At 70.5% G+C, this 21,552-nt stretch carries 16 protein-coding genes; 5 read left to right on the forward strand and 11 right to left on the reverse strand.

Annotation, left to right across the window (positions count from 1 at the left end; genetic code table 11):
• Positions 1–617 precede the first annotated feature (617 nt).
• The 3 genes from ACZ6CV_RS35155 to ACZ6CV_RS35165 all read right to left on the reverse strand — a co-directional run bounded on the left by ACZ6CV_RS35155 (position 618) and on the right by ACZ6CV_RS35165 (position 2,878).
• Positions 618–1,157 carry a DUF3291 domain-containing protein gene (locus ACZ6CV_RS35155; RefSeq protein WP_469255697.1) on the reverse strand — a complete coding sequence of 180 codons (540 nt, stop codon included), beginning with the start codon at positions 1,155–1,157 and terminating at the stop codon, positions 618–620.
• 32 nt (positions 1,158–1,189) lie between these two features.
• Positions 1,190–1,894 (reverse strand): helix-turn-helix transcriptional regulator, encoded by a 705-nt coding sequence (locus ACZ6CV_RS35160; protein ID WP_469255698.1) that lies wholly within the window; start codon positions 1,892–1,894, stop codon positions 1,190–1,192.
• Between the two features lie 63 nt (positions 1,895–1,957).
• Positions 1,958–2,878 carry an EamA family transporter gene (locus ACZ6CV_RS35165; protein WP_469255700.1) on the reverse strand — a complete coding sequence of 307 codons (921 nt, stop codon included), beginning with the start codon at positions 2,876–2,878 and terminating at the stop codon, positions 1,958–1,960.
• A 195-nt stretch (positions 2,879–3,073) separates the two neighbouring features.
• On the opposite strand from ACZ6CV_RS35165, the gene ACZ6CV_RS35170 reads away from it, so the two are divergent.
• Together ACZ6CV_RS35170 and ACZ6CV_RS35175 are read left to right on the forward strand one after the other, a co-directional pair.
• The gene (locus tag ACZ6CV_RS35170) at positions 3,074–4,375 is read left to right on the forward strand and encodes an MFS transporter (RefSeq protein ID WP_362362015.1); all 1,302 of its coding nucleotides are present in this window, start codon (positions 3,074–3,076) and stop codon (positions 4,373–4,375) included.
• 25 nt (positions 4,376–4,400) lie between these two features.
• Positions 4,401–8,363, forward strand: coding sequence for a non-ribosomal peptide synthetase (locus ACZ6CV_RS35175; RefSeq protein WP_469255702.1), 3,963 nt, complete (start codon positions 4,401–4,403; stop codon positions 8,361–8,363).
• A 43-nt stretch (positions 8,364–8,406) separates the two neighbouring features.
• On the opposite strand, the gene ACZ6CV_RS35180 is transcribed toward ACZ6CV_RS35175, so the two are convergent.
• Positions 8,407–10,524: a cytochrome P450 gene (locus ACZ6CV_RS35180; protein ID WP_469255704.1), complete on the reverse strand. Its 2,118-nt coding sequence runs from the start codon at positions 10,522–10,524 to the stop codon at positions 8,407–8,409.
• A gap of 146 nt (positions 10,525–10,670) precedes the next feature.
• Here ACZ6CV_RS35180 and ACZ6CV_RS35185 point away from each other — a divergent pair, with 146 nt between their 5' ends.
• On the forward strand, positions 10,671–11,546 hold the full coding sequence (locus ACZ6CV_RS35185; protein ID WP_469255706.1) for a phenylalanine 4-monooxygenase: 876 nt from the start codon (positions 10,671–10,673) through the stop codon (positions 11,544–11,546).
• A gap of 26 nt (positions 11,547–11,572) precedes the next feature.
• On the opposite strand, the gene ACZ6CV_RS35190 is transcribed toward ACZ6CV_RS35185, so the two are convergent.
• The 7 genes from ACZ6CV_RS35190 to ACZ6CV_RS35220 all read right to left on the reverse strand — a co-directional run bounded on the left by ACZ6CV_RS35190 (position 11,573) and on the right by ACZ6CV_RS35220 (position 18,551).
• Positions 11,573–12,541 carry an amidohydrolase family protein gene (locus ACZ6CV_RS35190; protein WP_469255709.1) on the reverse strand — a complete coding sequence of 323 codons (969 nt, stop codon included), beginning with the start codon at positions 12,539–12,541 and terminating at the stop codon, positions 11,573–11,575.
• Positions 12,538–12,786: an acyl carrier protein gene (locus ACZ6CV_RS35195; protein WP_362362000.1), complete on the reverse strand. Its 249-nt coding sequence runs from the start codon at positions 12,784–12,786 to the stop codon at positions 12,538–12,540. The genes ACZ6CV_RS35190 and ACZ6CV_RS35195 overlap by 4 nt, the downstream gene beginning before the upstream one ends.
• Complete coding sequence (locus ACZ6CV_RS35200; RefSeq protein ID WP_469255711.1) at positions 12,783–13,763, reverse strand: amidohydrolase family protein; 981 nt, start codon at positions 13,761–13,763, stop codon at positions 12,783–12,785. Before ACZ6CV_RS35200 ends, ACZ6CV_RS35195 begins: the two co-directional genes overlap by 4 nt.
• On the reverse strand, positions 13,760–15,265 hold the full coding sequence (locus ACZ6CV_RS35205) for an AMP-binding protein (protein WP_469255738.1): 1,506 nt from the start codon (positions 15,263–15,265) through the stop codon (positions 13,760–13,762). The genes ACZ6CV_RS35200 and ACZ6CV_RS35205 overlap by 4 nt, the downstream gene beginning before the upstream one ends.
• A gap of 2 nt (positions 15,266–15,267) precedes the next feature.
• Complete coding sequence (locus ACZ6CV_RS35210; RefSeq protein WP_469255713.1) at positions 15,268–16,950, reverse strand: aspartate aminotransferase family protein; 1,683 nt, start codon at positions 16,948–16,950, stop codon at positions 15,268–15,270.
• Positions 16,922–17,587 (reverse strand): GNAT family N-acetyltransferase, encoded by a 666-nt coding sequence (locus ACZ6CV_RS35215; protein WP_469255715.1) that lies wholly within the window; start codon positions 17,585–17,587, stop codon positions 16,922–16,924. The genes ACZ6CV_RS35210 and ACZ6CV_RS35215 overlap by 29 nt, the downstream gene beginning before the upstream one ends.
• 76 nt (positions 17,588–17,663) lie before the next feature.
• On the reverse strand, positions 17,664–18,551 hold the full coding sequence (locus ACZ6CV_RS35220) for a fatty acid desaturase family protein (protein ID WP_469255717.1): 888 nt from the start codon (positions 18,549–18,551) through the stop codon (positions 17,664–17,666).
• A gap of 549 nt (positions 18,552–19,100) precedes the next feature.
• Here ACZ6CV_RS35220 and ACZ6CV_RS35225 point away from each other — a divergent pair.
• Both ACZ6CV_RS35225 and ACZ6CV_RS35230 read left to right on the forward strand, forming a co-directional pair.
• The gene (locus ACZ6CV_RS35225; RefSeq protein WP_469255719.1) at positions 19,101–20,132 is read left to right on the forward strand and encodes a methyltransferase; all 1,032 of its coding nucleotides are present in this window, start codon (positions 19,101–19,103) and stop codon (positions 20,130–20,132) included.
• Positions 20,133–20,175: 43 nt separating this feature from the next.
• The gene (locus ACZ6CV_RS35230) at positions 20,176–21,477 is read left to right on the forward strand and encodes an aminotransferase family protein (protein ID WP_469255721.1); all 1,302 of its coding nucleotides are present in this window, start codon (positions 20,176–20,178) and stop codon (positions 21,475–21,477) included.
• Positions 21,478–21,552: the final 75 nt, after the last annotated feature.

The raw sequence follows: 21,552 nt of genomic DNA on the forward strand, positions 1-21,552 counted from the left end.
GCCCGCTCCAGTCCACCCAGTGGCTTGGGTCGGGATCGTGCAGTGTCCTGCTTCTGAATTCCGCATCCAGACCGGCAAGTAGCCGTCGCAATTCGGTGCGTGCCGGAAGGGGGAGCAGGCCCACTATGTCCTCCAACGCGTCCCTGACCACGGCGACATCGTCGTACTGGCACCCAGGGCAGGCCGGGCACTCCGAGGCAGTCAACCTCAGCCTCCGACCTGGCCGGCGCAGAAAATTCCGGTAGCTGTGGAGGCATTGCGAGGTTCGGCCAGGCTGGACCTCGTAGCTGTGAGAGCTGTGTTCCACCAAGTGAATCGCGGCACTCGTGTCGGCCGACAGGCGGTCGATGGTGGGCAGTTCACGCGCCCATTCGGGAGGTCGGCGCTCGCGCATGGCGCGGATGGCACCCGGGCGCTTACGCGGCATGAGCCTTTCTGGTGATCATCATGGCGGCCATCCTGCCATCAGCGGTACTTGCCGCGCCAGAGCAGTGGCTGCCCATCCCGGACGAGGGCGCGACGAGAACGTCACCGGCCTCACCCGGGCCGCGTTCCTGCGCGTACTCCCCCCACAGCCTGACGAGGCCAAGCCAAACGGCCTCAGCAGCCCTGGCCCGCTAACCGACCCGACCGAGCTCCCGCGGCTCGCTCATCGGCGCCGCCGGAAGCAGCGCGGTCGCCGGAAGGAGCTCGGCCGCCTCCGCCGCCGTGTAGGAGTTGGTGAAGGTGAACGCCCGCGGGGACGGGCCCTCGGTCCGCAGGCTCGCCAGTCGGTCCAGGGCCTCCTCGATCGTGGGGATGTGCCCCGCGGGCACCCACCACAGCACCAGGTGCGCCTCGACGTGCCGGTCGAACCACTCGCGTCGGCGGCGCATCACTTCCAGGTGCCCGCTGCGGTACGTGAACTCCCACAGGGCTTCCCGTGTCTGCCATACGGAGAGGTTGACGACGACGTCCTCGCCCGCCGGGCGCAGGCCGGTGGCGTCGACCTCGCCGTCCGCCACGAGCCGCCACACGAAGCCGGGCGCGCTGTCGGCGGCGGCGTTGATCGGGTTGAGCTGCTCGACGAAGTCCGCCATGTGCGGGTCGTCGAAGGGGTGGCGCAGTGTGACGACGTTCAACTCTGCCAGGTGGAAGGCGTGTTGTGGAGAGGTCATGCCCTCATCCCAGCACGGCCCGCTTTTCTATGTCAATCAGTATCGTTTTTAGAGTCTTCGAGCACCACGCAGCACTCCCCCGGCCGGGCATCCATCCGGGCCGTGACGGAGCCACCGCCGAGCAGCCCCTCCAAGAGCGCGAGGTTCATTCCGCAGACGAGCGGCGGGAAGCGTTCGGCCACCACGTGGAAAGGGCAGTTGCGCATGCGTACGACGCGCGGGCCGTCGGTCCCGTCCACGCCGACGGCGCCGACGGCGCTCTCGGTGTCGGCGTCTTCCAGGTGCGGCGCGTAGCCCCGCGCGGCCAGCATCTCCATGGCGTCTTCCAGGCCCTCGCAGGGCGCAGCCGATCCGCGGTCGGCCTCACCGCGGCGACGTGCTGTCGCAAAGAGACGGGCGTCGAGGCCCGCTTGCTCGGCGGCTTCGGCGAGCAGTTCGGCGGCCGTGCGGTAGTCGCGGGCCGGCAGCGACACCGATCGTTCGGTCCTGGTCGGCGTGTACACCTTGGCGGGGCGGCCCGCACCCGGCCCCGAACGGCCCGTCAGACGTCGGCTGCCGCTCTCCAGCAGCCCAACCTCCGTCAGCTTGTCCAGATGGTGGGCGGCGAGGGTGCGCGCCACCCCGACCGCCTCGGCCGCCTCGTTGCGGCCCACCTCGCGGCCCTGCGCCGCCACGTACTCGTACAGGCGACGCCGCACCGAATCCTGCAGGGCCGCGATCGCATCGATGTCCTCCACCCGGCCAGTCTAAGAACACCCGCAACGGGAGATCGTTCTTGCCGGACTCCGGGCCACCCGCTCTCACCGCCCCCGGCGCGCGGGAGCCGGGGTGAGAAGCGCTCCGCCGCACGCGAGGACCACCAGCACCATGGCCAGCCACTGGAGGTGGGTCAGCGCCTGGTCCAGGACCAGCAGTCCGGCCAGTGCCGCTGCCGGAGGGGCCAGGCTCATCAGGACCGAGAAGACCACGGGGGGAAGCGTGCGCAGGGCGATGAGTTCCGACGCGGTGGGTACGACCGAGGACAGCACGGCCACGGCGACGACGAGCCCGATGTCGCCCGGCTCGGGAAAGGTGACCCGCCCGAAGGCGAGACCCACCGGGACGCTCGCCGCGGCGGCGACGGCCATCGCGACCGCGAGACCGTCGAGCCGCCGGAAGCGCGCGCCGGTGCGCACGCTGAGCTGGATGTAGCAGGCCCACAGGCCGGCGGCGCAGAGCGCGAAGGCCACACCCGCGGGGGCGAGACCGTCGAAACCGTCCTTGCTCAGCAGGAACACGCCCGCGAGGGCCAGCAGCGCCCACAGCGGATCGGTGGCGCGCCGGGAGCCGAGCAGCGTGAGCGTCAGCGGACCGAGCAGTTCCAGCGTGACGGTCGGCCCGAGAGACATGCGCTCGATCGCGAGATAGAAGCAGCTGTTCCAGGCGCACAGCGTCAGGCCCAGGAGGCCGGCCACCACCCAATCCCCCGTCGCATGGCCGCGCAGGGCCGGGCGGCAGATCGCGAGCAGCAGTGCCGCGGAGACCGTGAGCCGCAGGACGAGTACGCCCCAGACCCCCACCTCGGGAATCAGCAGGGCGGCCGCGGCGGACCCGAACTGGACCGCCGCGTCGGCGCCGAGCAGGAGAGCCAGGGCGCCCGCCCTGCCCCGGACGGGTGTGTCGCGCGCGCTCGCGTTTCCGGCGCCCACGGTCGGCTCACCCCCGCCCGCGTACGGCGACACGCTTGTCAGCGCACATGGGCAGGTCCGTTGTCAGCGCACATAGGGACGTCCGTTGTCAGCGCACATGGTCACGTCCGTCTCGTTGTGGGGAACCGTGAGTCGAAGCGTCCGCGAGGGGGAAGCCGGTGAATTCGGTGACCCCCGTGACTGAGGATGGCATGGACACGCGTTGGGGCCGATGACACCATCTGACGGATGGTCGATGACAGCAGAAGACATTCCTCGATCTGGAAGAACCGTGAATTCCTGCTCTTGTGGGGCGGTCAGACGGTCAGCGAGATGGGGACGCAGATCACCGTTCTCGCCCTGCCGTTGGTCGCCGTCGTGCTGCTGGACGCCACGCCGTTCCAGGTCGGCCTGCTGGCCGCCGCGGAGACCAGCGCGTACCTCCTGGTCGCCTTGCCGGCGGGAGCCATCGTGGACCGCGTCGCCAAACGGCGGCTGATGATCTGGTGCGACGTCTCGCTGTTCCTGGTTATCGGATCGGTGCCGCTCGCCCACGCCCTCGACGCCCTGACCCTCGCTCATCTCTACGCCGTCGCCCTGGTCTCCAGCGTCCTCTCCGTGTTCTTCGCCGTCGCCTACCAGGCCTACCTGCCCGCGGTCCTCGAACACCACCAACTCCTCGACGGCAACGGCAAACTCGCCGCGTCCCGGTCGGTCGCGCAGGTCGCGGGGCCCAGTTCGGGCGCGGGGCTCGTGACCCTGGTCGGGGCCGCGGGGGCGATGGCGGCCGACGCGGTCTCCTTCGTGCTGTCGGCGAGCGCGCTGACCGCGATCCGCTCCCCCGAGCCGCGCCGTCAGACCGAACCCGGCCCGCGGCCGACGCTGCGGTCGCAGATCCGGGAAGGGCTCGACTACGTCCTGCGCGACCGCATCCTGCGGAACTCGGTGGCGTTCAACGGCACCGCCAACTTCTTCGTCATCATGGTGGAGACCCTGGGCCCGGTCTTCCTCATCCGTACGCTCGATCTGCGCCCCGGCCTGGTCGGGCTGCTCCTCGCGCTGGGGGCCGTCGGCGGGGTGGCGGGCGGCGTGGCGGCGCGGCATCTCGCCGGGAGGTTCGGTTCCGCGCGGATCAGCTGGATCTCGATGACCGTGCTCTCGCTGCCGGGCCTGCTGATTCCGATGGCCGGCTCCGGCTGGTGGGTGCTGTTGTTCGGCTTCGGCTGGATCTCGTGGACCTTCTCCTCGACCGTCGCGGGCATCTCGCTGACCAGTTACCGGCAGGCCGCCTGCCCGCCGGAACTGCTCGGCCGGGTCAGCGCCGCCGCCCGCTGGATCACCTGGGGCACCCTGCCGGTCGGCGGACTGGTCGGCGGCGGGCTCGCCACCCTCCTCGGCGTCCGGACCACCTTGTGGATCGCCGTCGTCGGCGGTTGCTGCGCGGGCCTGTGGCTGTTCTTCTCGCCCCTGCGCGGCATGCGCGACATTCCTCTGAACGAACCCGCACGCAAGCCCGGACCGGAAGCCGAGTCCGTGGCCGAGAAGCCGTAGGACCACCGCGTCACACCGTCATCGGATGAGGGAACCCATGATCCCGCTCTCCTATGCCCAACGCCGGCTGTGGTTTCTGTCCCGCATCGAAGAGCACGGCGCCGCCTACAACGTGCCGCTGGCCCTCCGGCTGACCGGGCCCCTGGACCGGGAGGCGCTGCTCCAGGCCTTCGGCGACGTCGTCGAGCGACACGAGATGCTGCGCACCGGCTATGGGGAGGTCGACGGCGAGCCTTACCAGCAGGTGCGGCGGGGCGAGGAGGCTCGGCCGGTTTTCGTCGTGCAGGAGAGCCATCCGGAGCGGCTGACGGAGGACCTCGATGCCGCCGCACGCCACGTCTTCGACCTCGTCGCCGAACTCCCCGTCCGGTGCCACCTGTTCGTGCTCGGCGAGACCGACCACGTCCTGTTGATCCTCGCCCACCACATCGCGGCCGACGGCTGGTCGGTCGGGCCGCTGACCCGGGATCTCGGCACGGCGTACGAGGCACGGAGTTCGGGAGGCGCACCGGACTGGGAAGAGCCTTTGCCCGCGCAGTACGCGGACTACGTGGCCTGGCAACGCGACTTCCTGGGCGACCCGGACGACCAGAACAGCGTGCAGGCACGGCAGTTGCGCTACTGGACGACCGCCCTGGCCGGGTTGCCGCCCGAACTGGACCTGCCGTACGACCGCCCGCGGCCCGCCGTGTCGGCCCACCGTGCGGGCACCCTGCAGTTCCGGCTCGGCACCGCCGTACAAGGCCGGCTCGTCGCCCTGGCGAAGGAGAGCCGGGCGACGGTCTTCATGGTGCTGCAGGCCGCGGTCGCCGCGCTGCTCTCCCGCCTCGGGGCGGGCACGGACATCCCGCTGGGCTCGGCTGTCGCGGGCCGCTCCGAGGAGGAGTTCGAGGACCTCGTCGGCTTCTTCGTGAACACCCTGGTGCTCCGTGCCGACCTCTCCGGGGATCCGACGTTCCGGGAACTGATCGGCCGGGTGCGCGACACCGACCTGGCGGCCTACCAGCACCAGGACCTGCCGTTCGAAAGGCTGGTGGAGGCGGTCAACCCCGACCGCTCGCTCAACCGGCACCCGCTCTTCCAGACGATGCTGACCTTCGAGGTGCGGTCCACCGCGCCGTGGCACCTCGGTGCCGCACGGGCCGTGCCGGTGGAGACCGACACCAGCGCGACCAAGTTCGACCTGCTCTTCCAGCTGGAGGAGGAGTACGGGCCCGCCGGTGAGCCGCACGGCATCCGCTGCGTGGTCGACTATGACGCCGAACTGTTCGACCGCGCCACGGTCGAGTCCATGGCCTCCCGTCTCGTCCGGCTGGTCAACACGGTGGTGGCCGACCCCGATGTCCCTGTCCACGGCATCGACCTGCTGGACGCCGCCGAACGCCGCCGACTGCTGACCGACTGGGGCGGCGCCGGGGACGAGACCCGCGCCGGCGGTGCGGACGCTTCCTCGGTGGCCGACCTCGTGGAGCGGCAGGCCGCCCTCACTCCCGGCGGGCCCGCGGTCCGGTGCCGGGGCGACGTACTCGGCTACGCCGAACTCAACGCGCGGGCGAACCGGCTCGCCCGCCGCCTGGTGGCCTTCGGGATCGGGCCCGAGGACGTGGTGGCCGTCGCCGTGGAGGGCTCCGTCGACCTGCTGGTCGCCCTGCTCGCGGTGGTCAAGGCAGGCGGCGCCTATCTGCCCGTGGACGCCGACTATCCGGCCGAACGCGTCTCGTTCATGCTGGCGGACTCCCGCGCGGCGCTGCTGCTCACCACCGCTTCCGTACGGGCGGCCCTACCGGACACCGATCTGCCCGTCTGGGACTTCGACCGGCCGGAACCGATGTCACCGGGCGCCGACCGCGACCTCACGGACGAGGACCGCCGCGCCCCGCTGCGCGACCTCCACCCGGCGTACGTCATCTACACCTCCGGCTCCACCGGCAGGCCCAAAGGCGTCGTCGTCACCCACCGGGCCGTGATCGACTACGTCTCCTGGGTGGGCCAGGAGTACCCGGGCACGCGCGGCGTCGCCATGCTCAGCTCGTCGGTCTCCTTCGACATCTCCGTCACGACCCTGTTCGCGCCCCTGGCCGTGGGCGGCTGCGTCCTCATCGCGCCGCTCCGGCACGACCCGCAGCTTGAAGCATGGCTGACGGACCACCCCTGCACCCTGCTCAACGTGACCCCGAGCCATCTGACGCTGCTCGACGCCCTGCCCCGGGCGTTCGTGCCCACGGGCGACCTGATGCTCGGCGGTGAGCCGCTCACCGCACAAGCGCTGGAACTGTCACGCCGCAGGCGCCCCGGACTCCGCACCCACAACCTCTACGGCCCCACCGAGACCACGGTCACCTGCACGGAGTTCCGGGTCGAACCGGGACAGCAGCCGCCGCCCGGCCAGTTGCCGATCGGCGCCCGGCAGCCCGGCAACCGCCTCTACGTGCTCGACGAACGGCTGCGGCCCGTCCCGGTCGGTGTGCAGGGCGAGTTGTACGTGGGCGGCACCGGTGTGGCCCGCGGCTACCTGGGTCGTCCGGGCTTGACCGCGGAACGGTTCGTGGCCGATCCGTGGGGGCCGCCGGGTTCCCGGATGTACCGCACCGGAGATGTGGTTCGGTGGCGCCCCGACGGAAACCTGGTGTTCCTCGGCCGGGCCGACGACCAGGTCAAGATCCGGGGGTTCCGCGTCGAACTCGGCGATGTGGAAACGGCGTTGACGAGTCATCCCGCCGTGACCCGGGCGGTGGTCACCACGCACGCCGCACCCGCCGGGGACGTACGCCTCGTCGGGTACGTCGTGCCCGCCGCGGGCGCCCGCCCCGACCCGGCCGAGCTGCGCCGGTTCGCGGAGCGCACCCTGCCCGCTCATATGGTGCCCGCCGCCCTGGCCACGATCGACGAAGTGCCGCTGACCGGCAACGGCAAGGTGGACCGTGAGGCGCTGCCACGACAGGAGTTCGGCGCCTCCGCCACGGGCCGCGCGCCACGCGGAGCCACGGAAGGGCAGCTGGCCGCACTCTTCGCGGCGGAGTTGGGGGTGGACGCCGTGGGGGCCGACGACGACTTCTTCCGGCTCGGCGGTCACTCCCTCCTCGCGGCCCGGCTGGTGGCCCGGATCCGGACGGCCACCGGCCGGCAGCTGGGGCTCGGGGCGCTGTTCGAGGCGCCGACCGTGGCGGAGCTCGCGCTGCGCCTCACGGACCGGCCCGGCCGTCCGGAGATACCGGAGGACGACGGCTTCCGGGTCCTGCTGCCGCTGCGCCCGTCGGGTTCGGGCCCCGCGCTGTTCTGTGTACACCCCGGCGGCGGCCTCGCCTGGTGCTACGCCGCCCTGCTCCCCCACATCGCTCCCGCCCACCCGATCCATGGCGTGCAGGCGCGCGGCATGGCGCCTTCGGGCGAACTCCCCGCGAGCATCGAGGAGATGGCGGCCGAGTACGTGGAGCGGCTGCGCGAGGTCCAGCCGGCCGGCCCCTATCACTTGCTGGGCTGGTCGTTCGGCGGCCTCGTCGCCCACGCGATGGCAGTACTGCTCCAGGAGCAGGGCGAAGAGGTGCCGCTGTTGTGCGTTCTCGACGGCTACCCCGGTGACCTGGCTGCACGGGACGCGGACGACGGGCCGGGCGACGACTCGGGGGACGCGCTCGCCGCCATCTACGAATCCTTGGGGGTGGACGGAGGAGCGCCGGACGCCGTGGAGCGCGCCGCCGCGCTCGGCCTGACCGAGGACCGGCTTGAGGCGATGGTCAAGGTCTTCGAGAACGACAACGAACTCGCCCGGACCTTCCACCCCAAGCCGTTCCACGGTTCGATGCTCTTCGTGACCGCGGCCCTCGACCGGGGCGACGCCCTGCCGTCCGCCGCCGAGGCCTGGGGCCCGTATGTGGACGGAACCGTCGACGATGTGGCGCTCGACTGCACCCACCACCAGGTGCTGGCCGGCGCGTTCGCCGAGTCGGTGGGTGAGCTGGTCTCCCGGCGACTGGGCGAGGTCCGCTGACCGTCACCCTGCTTCGGCGCCGGCAGGAGCGCCAGGTGTGCCGTCACCCTGCTTCCGCGGCCGGCAGGAGCGCCAGGTGTTCGGTCCACACCAGCCGGAACCGCAGCGCGGTGGAGACGACCGCCTGGCGCAGCCAGTTCCCGCCCGAACGACCCGCCGGGGGTTGCTGGTTGCGTACGCCGAGCTTGTGCCGGGCTATGTATTCGATGTGGAAGTTGACCGCCGCCGGGCTGATCCCGTGCCAGGACGCGAGCGGGCTCAGCCTGCGCACGATCTCGGCGGTGCTGGGGATAGCCACCGTGGCGGGGGTGCGCAGTTGAGGCTCGCACAGCGCGACAAGGACCAGGAAGTACTTGGCCCGGGGGTCGAGCGCGAACGCCGGGCTCGGCTCTTCTTCGGGGTCCGCGTCCGCGGCGTACGCGTTGGCCGGGGACGGCGCGCGGACGGACAGCTGCGCCGGGCCGGAGGAGGACGGCAGGCTGATCCTGGCGTGCGTGAACGGGACGGGCATGTCGAGCCGGCCCGGGGGCACGCAGACGTACTCGCCGCCGCCCTCCTCGTTCTCCACGACATAGGTGCGGGACCGGCTGAGGTTGGTGATGAACCACAGTCCGTCCTCGGCGGCCCGGATCCGTCCGGCGACGGGTTCACCGGCGGGGTCCTCGACTCGGATGTCGACCTGGGCACCATCCAGCGCGTCGGTCGGAGCGTCAATCGGCCCTCGGCCGAAGGTGACCTCTTGGTTGCTGCGCACCTCGACGGTCCCGCCGTCCGCATCCGTGCCGGGCAGCGCGATGCGGAGGTCGGCCGAAGTCCCGTCCTCGGGTCCGGGCGTCGCGTCCTTAGGCCCGGGTGCTGTGTCCTTGGACCCGGGCGCCGGGTCTTTGGACCCGGCTGCCGCATCGGCCGGCGGACGTCGCGGCCCAGGGCGGCGGGCCGGCGTCAGGCCGATCCGGAGGTGGGAGAGGCCCTGGAGGAAGTTGGACGGGCGCCGGACGGGCTCGCCGGCGAGCTCGATCTCCGCGATCCGTTCGACCGCGGCCGCCAGCACGCACCGCATCTCCAGGCGCGTCAGGGTGGCACCGATGCAGTAGTGGGGCCCGCCGCCGAAGGCGATGTGCGGATTGGGGCGACGGTCCAGACGGAAGGTGTCGGGGTCGGGGAAGACTCGTTCGTCGCGGTTGCAGGAGGGGTACCAGACCGCGATCCGGTCGCCCGCGGCGATCCTGACGTCGCCGAGAACGGTGTCCTCGGCGGCGGTGCGCAGGGCGTGCAGGGCCGGTGAGGTCCACCGCAGGATCTCCTCGACCGCCGCGTCGATCGATCCCGGGTCCTCCCTCAGCCTGCGCCACACCTCGGGTCGGCGGGCGAAGACGAGCAGGGCCCCGGCGAGCGCGTGCGAGGTGGTCTCCAGGCCGCCGTTCATCAGGCCGTCGCAGTTGAGCAGGATCTCGTCGTCGGTCAACGGGACGCCGTCCGGGGCGGCTTCGGCGAGCGCGGAGACGATGTCGTCGCCCGGTTCCTCCCTACGCAGGTCGAGCAGGTCCCCGAAGTGGCCGAAGATCTGTGTGTGCGCGGCGGTACGGGCGGCCTCGCCCGCGGGGCCGGGGTCGGAGTCGTCGAAGGCGGCCTCCATGGTGCGGGCCAGGCCCTCCTGGTCCTCCTCGGGGACGCCCAAGAGGTCGAAGAGCGCCCACCGCGGTACCTCGGCGGTGAGTTCGGCGATCGCGTCGAAGGACGTGCCGCGCTCCAGCAGGGCGTCGAGGCGCTCCTCGATGCGGGCGCCGAGCGTGGGGACGAGGGCGGCCACGGAGCGCGCGTTGAACCACGCCTGGTGCACGCCCCGCAAGCGGCGATGCTCGGCGCCGTCGGAGACGACGAGCATGCGCCCCGCTGCGGCCCGCACCCCGGCGGGGTTGGCCTGCAGCCGCATCCCCTGGACGGAGACGAAGCTCGTCGGGCGGCGGATCACCTCGGAGCCTTCGGCGTGGGTGACGACCGACCAGAAGCCGCCGGCCAGCTCCGACTCCGCCCATGCCACCGGATGCGCGTCGCGCGCCTGCCGCCACATTTCCAGATGCGTCTCGTCGGTGTACAAGTAAGGGTCGGCGAGGTCCGCACCGTCCCGACCGGCCGTCCATCGGGGAGTCCGAATGTTCATGGTTTCCTTTCTGGCCCGCATATCGCGGGATCCGGCTTTCCGCAATAGGCGCCGCCTCCCTGTAACCCTCCAGGGGTGACACTCACTCGACGACCCGTTAGGGTACGTCGAGCGCTTCAATCATCGTCATCCACCAGGCGGTTCTGATGTTCAAGGAAGCCACCCTCTACTCTCCGGTCATCAAGAATGACCACGGCCGGGTATCCGTGATCTTCGCCAAGGACCACCCCGGTTACGAGGACCGGCCGTATCAGGAGCACCGGGCACGCATAGCCGATCTGGCATTACGACACAGGCCCGGCGAGCCGGCACCCGACATTCCTTACACGGAGGCCGAGCACGAGACGTGGCGCACGGTGAGCGAGGAATTGTCCGCCAAGCACCGCGTGCATGCCTGCCGTGAATTCCTCGACGCGTCGGACCTGCTCGACCTGCGACGCGACCGACTCCCGCAGCTCAGCGAGGTCTCAGCCCGGGTACATCCGCTCACCGGCTTCAGTTTCGGCCCTGCCGCGGGCCTCGTGGCGCAGCGCGATTTCTATGGGTCGCTGGCCGATCGAAGGTTTCAGGCGACTCAGTACATACGCCATCCTTCATTTCCGCGATTTTCGCCGGAACCGGACATGATTCATGAGGTGGTGGGGCACGGTACGCACCTTTCGAGTAATCGGTGGGCGACGTTGTACGAACTTCTCGGGAAGACCGTGCGCCGCCTGGAGTCCGACGCTGCCGTCGGTCTCGTGTCCCGGGTCTTCTGGTTCACCATCGAATACGGACTCGTGAAGGAAGACGGCCGGACGAAGGCCTGCGGGGCGAGTCTGCTGTCCTCCTGCGGCGAGATGGACTACTTCCTCGGCGCGGACATCTTCCCGTTCGACTCGGCGGCCATGGGACGTCAGGGATATCTGGTGGAGAAATACCAGCCGGTGTTGTTCCGCGCCGAGTCCTTCAATCACTTCGAGGACTTCCTCAGCGAATTCCTGACCAGTGTCGACGACGACAGCGAGCTCGTCGCGAGCTAGCGCGTCGCGGGCCCGGGCCGGCCGGTTCACGTCCGGCTCCGGCCCTGCGGTTCCGGCGCGCCGCTCGTCGGGCGGCTGGAGGGGGCGAGGACGCGGAGCAGGTTCTCGTGCAGCAGCAGCTCGCGGTCGCGCCGGGGCACCCCGGCGAAGACGGTCGGCCCCTCCACCACCTCGTGCACCGCGCGGCGCAGGCCTCCCGACATCCGTCCGAGCGGCCAGTCCGTTCCGAAGATCACCTTGTGGTTGATGCCCATCCGGAACAGCCGGTTGAGGTGGTCCGGCCAGCTCGGCAGGGTGGCGGAGCTGGCGAACCCGCCGATGTCCAGGTACACGTTGGGCCGGTGCGCCGCGAGGTAGGCCGCCGTCTCCACATCGGTCACCCCGGCGTGGCCGAGGACGAAGTCGACGCCGGGGAAGTCCCGGGCCGCTCGGTCGATGTTGAGCGGGTGGGCCGGCTCCGTGTCCAGGGAGGGCACGCTGGGGCCGGTGTGCACGAAGACCGGCAGCGAGCGGGCGGCGCACGTCTCGTAATACGGGTACAGGCTCCGGTCCGACGGCGAGTAGCCGCACGGCGGGTAGAGCTTGATGCCGTCGAAGCCGTAGTCGTCGAGCACCGTCTCGCAGAACCGGAGGTTCTCGGGGCCGTGGCGGGGGTCGACCCCCATGTAGACCCAGAACCGGCCGGGGTGCCTGAGCCGGATCCGGTGGTGCCGCTCGGCCATCTCCTGCGGAGTGAGCGGGCAGGCCATCCGATGGCTGAAGTCGGGTACCAGGAGCACCGAGCGGTCGACCCCTGCCCGGTCCATCTCGGCGACCAGGCCGTCGGCGAGGTGGTCCTGGTGCTGCGCCTGATAGCCGTCGGCGATCCGCTCCGGAGCCGGGGCCGGGCCTCGCGCGGAGAGCCGGCTGTGGACGTTCCGGGACACCCCCTCGACGAAGGCCGACGGGACGAAGTCGGTGGATGCCACGTGGCAGTGGCCGTCGTAGACGATCACCGCAAGCAGTGCTCCACCAGACCGCGGACGCTGACGCCCTCACCCGGGTCGTAGGTCGAGTAGTCGAACTCCCGGTCGCTGCGCTCCTCCAGATAGGAGATGAGGCCGACCAGCGCCATCGAGTCGAGCAGGCCGGAGTGGGTGAGCTCCGTCTCGGCGTCGACGTCGGCCTCCGCCTCCCCCTCGTTCCAGTTCTCCACCCACGCGATGAGATCCTTCTCCACCGCCGAGACGTCGTCGCTCACGGCCGACCACCCCTTTGCTCCGCAGGTTTCCGCCCCACGAGGCGGAGGCTGTTGCCGCTCATGATCATCTTGCGTTCCGCCTCCCGCAGTCCGGCCACGGCCGGCGCTCCCCGGGCGAACTCCTTCAGCAGGCCGCCGAGCGACTCCGACATGCGGAAGGACGGCCAGCAGGTGCCGAAGAGGATCTTGTGCGCTATCCCGGCCCGGAAGAGCCGGTTGACGTGGGTCTGCCAGCCGTCGGCGCTGAGCACCGAGTGGAACTGGCTGATGTCGAGGTGGACGTTGGGCCGGTGGGCGCAGAGGTACGCGGCCTCCTCGACATGGGTGACCCCGCCGTGCCCGAGGATGAAGTCGACCCCGGGGAAGTCGCGGGCCGCCCGGTCCACGAGGAGCGGCCTGCCGAAGGTGAAGTCCAGCGGCCCCCAGCCGGGGCCGGTGTGGGTGAGCACCGGGACGCCGTAGTGGGCGCAGCGCTCGAAGTACGGGTACAGGCGCGGGTCACTGGGCTCGTACCCGCAGGGCGGATAGAGCTTGAGGCCGGCGAACCCGTACTCGCTCACGCACCGCTCGAACAGGTCGATGCCGTCCTGTCCGCCGCGTGGGTCCACTCCCCAGAAGACGTGGAACCTTCCGGGGTGGCGTCGGTTCACCCGGTCGTGCAGAGCGGCCAGTTCGGGCTGGCTCAGCGCGCACTCCGCCACGTGCGAGTAGTCGGGCGCGATGAGGAAGGCCTGGTCCACCCCCGCCTCGTCCATCTCCGCGACGAGTTGGTCCGCGTCGTCGTCCGCGTACAGCGAGAAGACCTGGTTGCGTACGCGGTCGGGCCGGCCGCCCACCCCGTAGGCGTCGAGCCGGTGGTGGACGTTGGTGGCCTGGTGCTCGATGAAGGCCCGGGGGATGGCGAGCAGGCTGGCCAGGTTGACCTGCGCGTCGACGATCCGGTGGGCGCCGGGTGCCGTCTCCGGTGGCGGGGTCACCGGGGGTCCGCCCCCTCGCCGGCCGCGCCCTCGCCGCGCACCGTGTCGGCGAAGTGCCGCGCGACACTGGCCCTGCTCAGCTTCAGGTTTCCGGTCATGAACCGTGCGTCCGAACGGAGTTGACGTTCGGAGAAGATCACGGAGACGATCCGCTGGTGCGGGTCGAGGCGGCGGTTGACCTGGTCGATGCGGGTGCGCACCGTGGCCGGCAGGTCGTGGTCCGCGGGGTCGGTGGTGGTGACCACGGCACCGAGCCGGCCGGATTCCGGGGTGGGCACGACGATGATCTCCGCGATCCCGTCCACCGAGGCGAAGGCCTCCTCGATCTGGGCGGGGTGCACCTTGCGCCCGTTGCCGAGGGCGATCACGTCCTTCTTGCGGCCGAGGAGGGTGAGGAACCCGTCGGCGTCGAGCGCGCCGTAGTCGCCCGTGGCGATGGTGCCGTCGGAGCGGAAGGTCTCGTCGGCCCCCTCGTCGGGAGCTTCGAAGTAGCCACTGCTTAGCGGGGCGGGCCGGTCCAGGATCACCTCGCCGTCGTCGAGGAGGCGGACGTGGCTCGGGTCGAGGAGCCTGCCGACGGAGCCGAGCCGGTGCCGGTCCTCGGTGTTCCAGGCGACCATTCCGGTCTCGGTCAGACCGTAGGCCTCCAGGAGCTTGACGCCCCTGTCCCAGAACGCGTCCAGCGTCTCCCTCCTGATGGGGGCCATGCCGGTGATCAGGAAGCGGATCGCGCCGCCCAGGAAGTCACCGAGCGTGCCCGCGTCGGGAGACTTGCGGTGCAGCTGCAGCACCGTGTCGTAGAAGACCGGGGGGCCGATCAGGAAGGTGGGCCGTTCGCTTCTGACGGCCTGGAAGACACGCTGGTAGGGGGCGAGCGTCAGGTCGGCGCCGAGCCACAGGCAGCAGTAGAGGGAGAGCCGCTGCTGGTAGTTGGAGAGCGGCAGGAAGATCAGATGGCGGTCGTCCGGGGTGAGGTGGAACGCCTCGATGAACCGGTTGATGACGTACTCGGTGCCCTTGGCGCTGATGTTCAGCCCCTTCAGCTTTCCCGAGGTGCCCGAGGAGTAGACGAGGCTGTGGACCTGCTCGCGGTCCACCCGTCCTGCCGTGGCCGGCACCACGCCGGGGCCGGGCCGTCCGCCCGGCGCGATCACCGCGGGGCAGTCGGAGTCGAGGCCTTCGGCGATCAGCAGGGCGAGTTCGTGCCGGGCCACGAACTCGGCCGGGTCGGACACCTCGGTGTCCTCGGGTAACGCCTTGAGCACCGCGCCGTGCATCAGCGTCGCGAGGTCCCAGGTGATCCAGTCGATGGAACCGGGCGCGCGGATGCCGATCAGCTGCCCCGGCCGTACGCCGGCCGCCGCCAGCTGTTCCGCGCGCTCCGCGGCGAGTTCGTGGAGCCGGCTGTACGTGACGACGCGTCGCCCGCCCGAGATGTCGATCTCGGTCAGCTGTGCGTCGGTGTGCTTGCGGTACCGGTCGCCGAGCTCCGCGATGTTCATGCTCACGCGTTCTCCAACTCCTTTTCCAGACGGGCCAGCAGGTGGGTGAGGCGGTCCTCGACGAACAGGGCGACCCGGCCTCCGAGCATCTCCTCGTAGCCGCCGCTGCCGGTGTCCCAGGCGACGCGGACCTCGACGGCGCAGCCGCCGCCGGGCACCGGTCGCACCACCGTGGTGCGGTCCAGTTCCTGCCACAGCCAGCACGGGTCCGCTCGCAACGCGAGGCCGTCGTCGCGGAGTTCGACGCGGTCGGCCCAGACCACCTCGTCCTGTCCGAGTCGGCCGCTGAACTCCTCCTCCGGGCCCGGTCGCTCGGCCCGGTTGTCCCGGGCGAACGGGTCGAGGAGCCGCGGCCGGGCGTGCAGGAGCTCGATGACGGCGTCGGCGGGCCGGGCCAGCGTGGCGCCGCGGGTGAGCGGGGACGGTGTCACCGTCGTCCGTACGCTCCCCCGGGCCGCGTCGGCCTCGGCCAGGACGCCCTCCAGGACGCTCAGGCCGCGTTCCAGGTCGGCGTCGGAGATGACCAGGGGCGGCTGGACCCGCAGTACTCGGGGGTTGTAGAGGGAGTACGTGGACGTCACGCCCTCCTCGATGAGGCGCCCGAGGACAAGACCGGTCAGCGCGTCGTCGCGGAGTTCCAGGCCGTGCATCATGCCGACGCCGCGGTGTTCCGCGATCACCTCCGGGTAGCGCTCTGCGGCGGCGGTCAGCCGGGCGGTGATCCGCTCTCCCTTGGCGCGGACACCGGCCAGGAACTCCTCGTCGGAGGCGATGGCGATGGTCTCCAGGCCGGCCCGGCACGCCAGGGGGTTGCCGCCGAGGCTGGAGCCGAAGGTGGAGGGCAGCTCGCGCAGGACGTCCCAGACGGCCTCGGTGCCCAAAACCGCGGACAGCGCGAGCATGCCGCCGCCGAACGCCTTGCCGACACAGACGAGGTCCGGGGTGATGTCGTACCGCTGGTACGCGAAGAAGGTGCCGCACCGGCCGAACGCGGTCTGCATCTCGTCGAGCACGAGCAGCGCGCCGGCCTCGGTGCACAGCCGTCGGACCTCGCGCAGATAGCCCGGTGGTGGCGGGACGACGCCGGCCTCCGCCTGGATGGGTTCGAGCAGCACGGCCGCCACGGAGCCGTCCAGGGCCGCGGCCAGCGCGTCGATGTCCCCGAAGGGCACCTGCTGGAACTCGGACATGAGCGGGCCGAGACGCTCCTGGTGCTCGGGCCGGGCCGCCGCGCCGAGCGTGGCGAAGGTCTTGCCGTGGAAACAGCCGAGCGCGCTGATGAACCGCGGCCGGCCGGTGGCAGCCCTGGCCAGCTTCAGGGCGTTGTCGACCGTCTCGCCGCCGCCGTTGGCGAGGTAGGCGAACGGCAGCTGCTGGCCCGTGAGTTCGGCCAGCCGTTCGGTGAGGCGGATCTGCACCTCCTCGAACATGATCTTGCTGCTGTTGAGGACACCGGAGTCGAGCTGGTCGCGGATCGCGGCGACGATCCGGGGGTGGGAGTAGCCCAGGGACTGGTTCCCGTACTGGTCGAACAGGGCCAGGAAGGAGCGCCCCGCGTCGTCGAGGACGCTGGACCCGGTGCCCACGCCCTGGACACCGCACCCCATGACGAAGGCCATCTTCGAATAGGTGGGGTGGTTGTGCGCCGCCTTGGCCTCAGCCAGTACCTGCCGGTATGTCCGCATACTCGGAGGACCCCCTCGCGTAACCGTCGAAGTCCCGGAAGAAATAGCCGAGCACCCGGTTGGCCTCGGCCCCCGGCTCCTTGCAGCGGCGCACCGCCTCCGGCACGTCGAGCGCGGCCACCATGCTCAGCGGCGCACCGGTGAAGCGGGGGTCCTTGTAGGGGCCGTGGACCGGTACGAAGCCGATGTCGGTGTAGAAGTCGCGCAGCCGGCCGTCGAGGTCGTCGACGAAGAAGTCGCCCAGGATGCAGGTGACTTGGTGTGTCCGAACGCTGTGCACCAGTGCCTCGCGCATGAGCCGCATGCCCACCTTGTGGTGGCGCACGTCCGGCAGCGTCATCAGGTGGCCGAACTCCACGAGCCGGTGTCCGGTGCGCCACCCGCCGAGGTCGGCGACGTCCTCGCAGGGCAGACCTGCCGGTGAGTCGGGGACGATCTTTATCGTGCCGACCGCTTCGGTTCCGGCGTACGCGAGGAGGTAGTAGGCCTGGGCGTCGAACTTGTCGAAGGTGTCGGCGGTCTGGGCGGTGTCGGTCAGCCGCTCCTGGTCCTGCACGTACACCGCTTCCCGCAGTCTCAGCACGTCCGCGGCCTCCGCCGGGGTGCGCGCCCTGCGGAAGGTGATGTCGTCGAGCATGGTCCCTTCCTTCCGTCCGTCGTCCGTCGTCCGTCCGTCTACGGTCCAGCTCCGCCGTCCGGATCGCGGGGAGGGGCTACTTGCTGCCGACGAAGCTCTTGAAGTAGGCGAAGTAGCCGGAGTGGTAGTGGCGCAGGCGGTCGCGCACCTCGACATGGAGGTCCGGCAGCCGCTCGATGGGAAGGTTGGGCATCAGATGGTGCTCGACATGGAAGTTGTTTCCGTTCGTGTACCAGGTCAGCAGCACGTTGGACTTGATGGTCCGGGTGTTGGCGAACGGCGAGCGGTCGAGCGTGTCGCAGCGGAAGTGCTCGGGCAGTTCGATCAGGGCGTGCACCGGTGCCGCCACCAGGACCAGCGGAAGCAGCCAGATCCACACGGCGGCGGTGTCCGCGTACGCCACGGAGAGCGCGACCGCGGCGACGAGTGCGGCCAGGGCCAGCAGGTGCTCGACGCGGATGCGGCGGGTGTTGCGGGCACTCTCCCCGTCGAAGGGGCCACCCCGCAGCGCCCTGCCGACGCCGAGCGCGAACTGCCAGTAGTGGTACGCCATGGTGAAGCGGACGAGCCAGGTCAGCGCGGTCCCCAACCGGCTGGGGTGCTCGCTCTTGCCGTACTGGTCCCCGTAGTCGAAGAACTCACGGTTGCCCGGCGTGCCGAGGTCTCGGTGGTGGCGCATGTGGGCCACGCGGTACGCGGTGAACGAGATGAGCATCGGCAGTCCGAGCGCCACGCCCACCACGCGGTTGGCACGCCGGCCGCGGTAGGCGAGACCGTGCAGGGTCTCGTGCTGCAGCTCCGCGGCGTGCGCGAACATGAGCCCGATCAGCAGGATCCCGATCACTCGGAGGGGCACCTGCGACTGGAGCGCGAGCCAGCATCCCGCCACCGTGATCACGGCGCAGACCAGCACTTTAAACGTGAATAATCGGCCGTTGATCTCGCCACGAATTGCGTTTCGCACTTCACGAATGGCTACTGCATCCATCGGTGGTGGGGCATCACTTCTCGCCCCTCCGTCCGCTGGGCGTCCCATTGGTCCCCCTTCTCGACCGACCACTGTCGGGAGCAGTGAAGTGCGGGGCTGCGGTGGACGACTGCAGCCGCCTGCATGGAAATCGCCACTGCCTCGGGGCAGGGTCCGGTCACGGAGATGTGCTTCATCTCTCCGGCGTTCCGAATACGCTCAAATCGTGGTGCGTCGGGAATCTCTACGGCCAGGACAGCTGTATCTCCGGTGCACCAGTGGCGCACCCGCATGCCATCTTCATTGCGGGCGGCGCCCACAGTCAAGGCCCCCTTTCCTTCAACTCGGCATGTATAGTCTACGATTGCCCGAGCCGGATTCGTCACTCTCGGTATACCGGACGTAATCGGATCACCCCTCAAGGGTGCTCGTACGGTCCCGGCTCTCCCCACGCAAAGCGCATCCGCGGAACATCCTGTGCCGCATCACGGACGACCTGCACCGCATCGCGGCGAAAGCAGACGTCAACGGCTTGCTGGAGGATTCTTGGCTGCTGAACCATTACGCGATGTCGCCGCGTTGTTGGACGTCTATCGGCAGGGCCTCGTCTTTCACTGCCTCAGTGCCGTCAGTCGGCTGTCCATCCCCGACCGCATGGCGGACGGCAGACGTGGCATCGCCGAACTCGCCGCGGAGACCGGTACGGACGAGGACGCCCTGCGACGGGTGCTCGTGCTCCTCGCGGGCAGCGGGGTCGTCGACATCGACGCGGACCGAAGCAGCGCGGAACTCACCGATCAGGGCAGGGTGTTGACCCGCCGTCACCCGTTGTCGCTGTGGGCGACGTTCGCCACCTTCGGCATCCCGGACGTCGGCAACGCGCTCACCGCGACCCTCAAGGACGGTGGGCCCGCCACCCGGCACGCCCTCGGGGTCGACTTCTGGGAGCACCTGGCGAAGCACCCCGACCAACAACTGCTCTTCGGCGAGGCGATGGCGGAGCAGGCGCGCCTGCTGACGCTGCCGTGCGTGCCGCTCCTGGACTGGCCCGCCGACGGCACGGTGGCCGACGTCGCCGGCGGCATCGGGGTGCTGCTCGCCGACATCCTGGACGAAGCGCCGGGCGCCCGGGGCATCCTCGTCGACCAGCCGGAGGTGCTCGGGCGCGCCCGCGCCTACCTCGCGGAACAGGGTGTCGACGACCGCTGCACGGTGCGCACCGGCGACCTGTTCGCCCCGCCGCCCCCGGCCGACGTCTACGTGCTCTCCCGTGTCCTGCACGACTGGGACGACGACAGCGTGGCCGCGATCCTCGACGCCGTGCGGCGTGGCGGGGACGGCACGGCCGTGCTGCGGATCTTCGAGGACGTCCTGCCGGACGACGCCGTTCCGTCGGCCCTCCAGGGCTGGGCCGACGTCGCCATGCTCGCCCTCTACCACCGCGCCAGGGAACGGACGCTGCCGGAGTTCCGGCGGCTCCTGGAGCGTGCCAGCTGGCGGTTCGAGCGTGTGGTCCAGGGGCCGCCCGGGATGTGTGTCATCGAAGCACGTCCGATCCCCGCCGCCGGAGCGCGGTGATCGGGAGACCAGCGTCAGCGGACCGCAGACAAGGAGCAAGGCCGTGATCGATCGAGACACCTATCCGCTGTGGAACAGCCCGAGCATGGGTGCCTACCTCACCACCTTGTCCAGCGAGAACATGCTGGTGGAGGGGCGCGGCGTGCGGGTGCGCGACGCCGCGGGACGGTGGTTCCTCGACGCCCGCTCTGGGCTGTGGAACGTCACGCTGGGATACGACCACCCGGCGGTGACGGAAGCCGTCGAACGGCAGCTGCACACCCTGCCGTTCGCCAACCTGGTCGGCTACGGCCGCCCGGGCGCGATCGCCGTGGAGGCGGCCGAGGCGCTGCTCCCGCACCTCCCGGTGCACATGAACAAGATCCGCTACTGCAGCAACGGCTCCCAGGCGGTGGAGACGACCATGCTGCTCTCGCGCTTCCTGCACCACAGCGGCGGCGACCGGGAACGGCTCGCGGTCTTCGGCATGTGGCGCGGCTACCACGGCCTCGGTTCGGGCGCGGGCGCCGTGACCGGCATGTCGTACGTACACGACCAGTCGGGGCCCCTGCTGCCTCAGGTCCATCACGTCGTCGGCCCGTTCGAGGGTGCGGCCGCTCCCGGTGACGGGCTCGAGCAGACCATCACCGACTACGGTCCCGAGCGGGTCGCCGCTGTGGTCCTCGAACTCGTCGTCGGTGAGGGCGGGCACGTCCTGTCCGACGCGTATCTGCATTCGCTGGAGCGGTTCTGCCGCGGCCACGGCATCCATCTGATCGTCGACGAGGTCAGCACCGGCATGGGGCGGACGGGCGCGTTCACCCGTACCGAGCAGGTCGGCATCCGCCCCGACATCCTGACCCTGGGCAAGGGACTGAGCGCCGGATACGCGCCGCTGTCAGCCGTGGTGCTGTCCGACGAGGTCTCTGCCCGCCTCTTCGACCTCGACTTCGAGCAGAAGTTCCTGGTCGGCTCGACCAACGACGGCCACCCCCTCGCCCTCGCCGCGTCGATGGCCGTCATCGAGACCCTCGCCGACGGCGGGGTGCTCGAGAACGTCGAGGCCATGGGCGCGCTGCTGCGGGAGGGCCTCCTGGAGGTGGCGGCGCGCCATCCCCAGGTGGCCGCGGTCCGCGGCACCGGCCTGATGCAGGCGGTCGAGATGGCGGTGGGCGAGGACGGGGCCACCGCGGGGGGCGCCGTGGCGGACCATCTGCGGCTGGCCATGGAGGAGCGGGGTGTCCTGGTCTCCTCGCTCGCCATGGTCCCCGCAATCATGATCATCCCGCCCCTCGTCGTCACCGCGTCCGACGTGGAGGAGATCGTCACGACGCTGGACAAGGCGCTGGCGGACATCCGGTACTGACCGCTACGCGCCACATCGGCTCCCAGCGGCAGCCACAGCAGCCCGCCCCTGGCCACGAGGCTTGGGGGCGGGCTG

It is taken from the genome of Streptomyces sp. NPDC041713 (assembly GCF_055591085.1).

Coding starts and splice junctions, on each gene's coding strand:
- ACZ6CV_RS35155 (WP_469255697.1), bottom strand. CDS start 1,157: ATGACCTCTCCACAACACGCCTTCCACCTGGCAGAGTTGAACGTCGTC.
- ACZ6CV_RS35170 (WP_362362015.1), top strand. CDS start 3,074: ATGGTCGATGACAGCAGAAGACATTCCTCGATCTGGAAGAACCGTGAA.
- ACZ6CV_RS35175 (WP_469255702.1), top strand. CDS start 4,401: ATGAGGGAACCCATGATCCCGCTCTCCTATGCCCAACGCCGGCTGTGG.
- ACZ6CV_RS35180 (WP_469255704.1), bottom strand. CDS start 10,524: ATGAACATTCGGACTCCCCGATGGACGGCCGGTCGGGACGGTGCGGAC.
- ACZ6CV_RS35185 (WP_469255706.1), top strand. CDS start 10,671: ATGTTCAAGGAAGCCACCCTCTACTCTCCGGTCATCAAGAATGACCAC.
- ACZ6CV_RS35205 (WP_469255738.1), bottom strand. CDS start 15,265: ATGAACATCGCGGAGCTCGGCGACCGGTACCGCAAGCACACCGACGCA.
- ACZ6CV_RS35210 (WP_469255713.1), bottom strand. CDS start 16,950: ATGCGGACATACCGGCAGGTACTGGCTGAGGCCAAGGCGGCGCACAAC.
- ACZ6CV_RS35215 (WP_469255715.1), bottom strand. CDS start 17,587: ATGCTCGACGACATCACCTTCCGCAGGGCGCGCACCCCGGCGGAGGCC.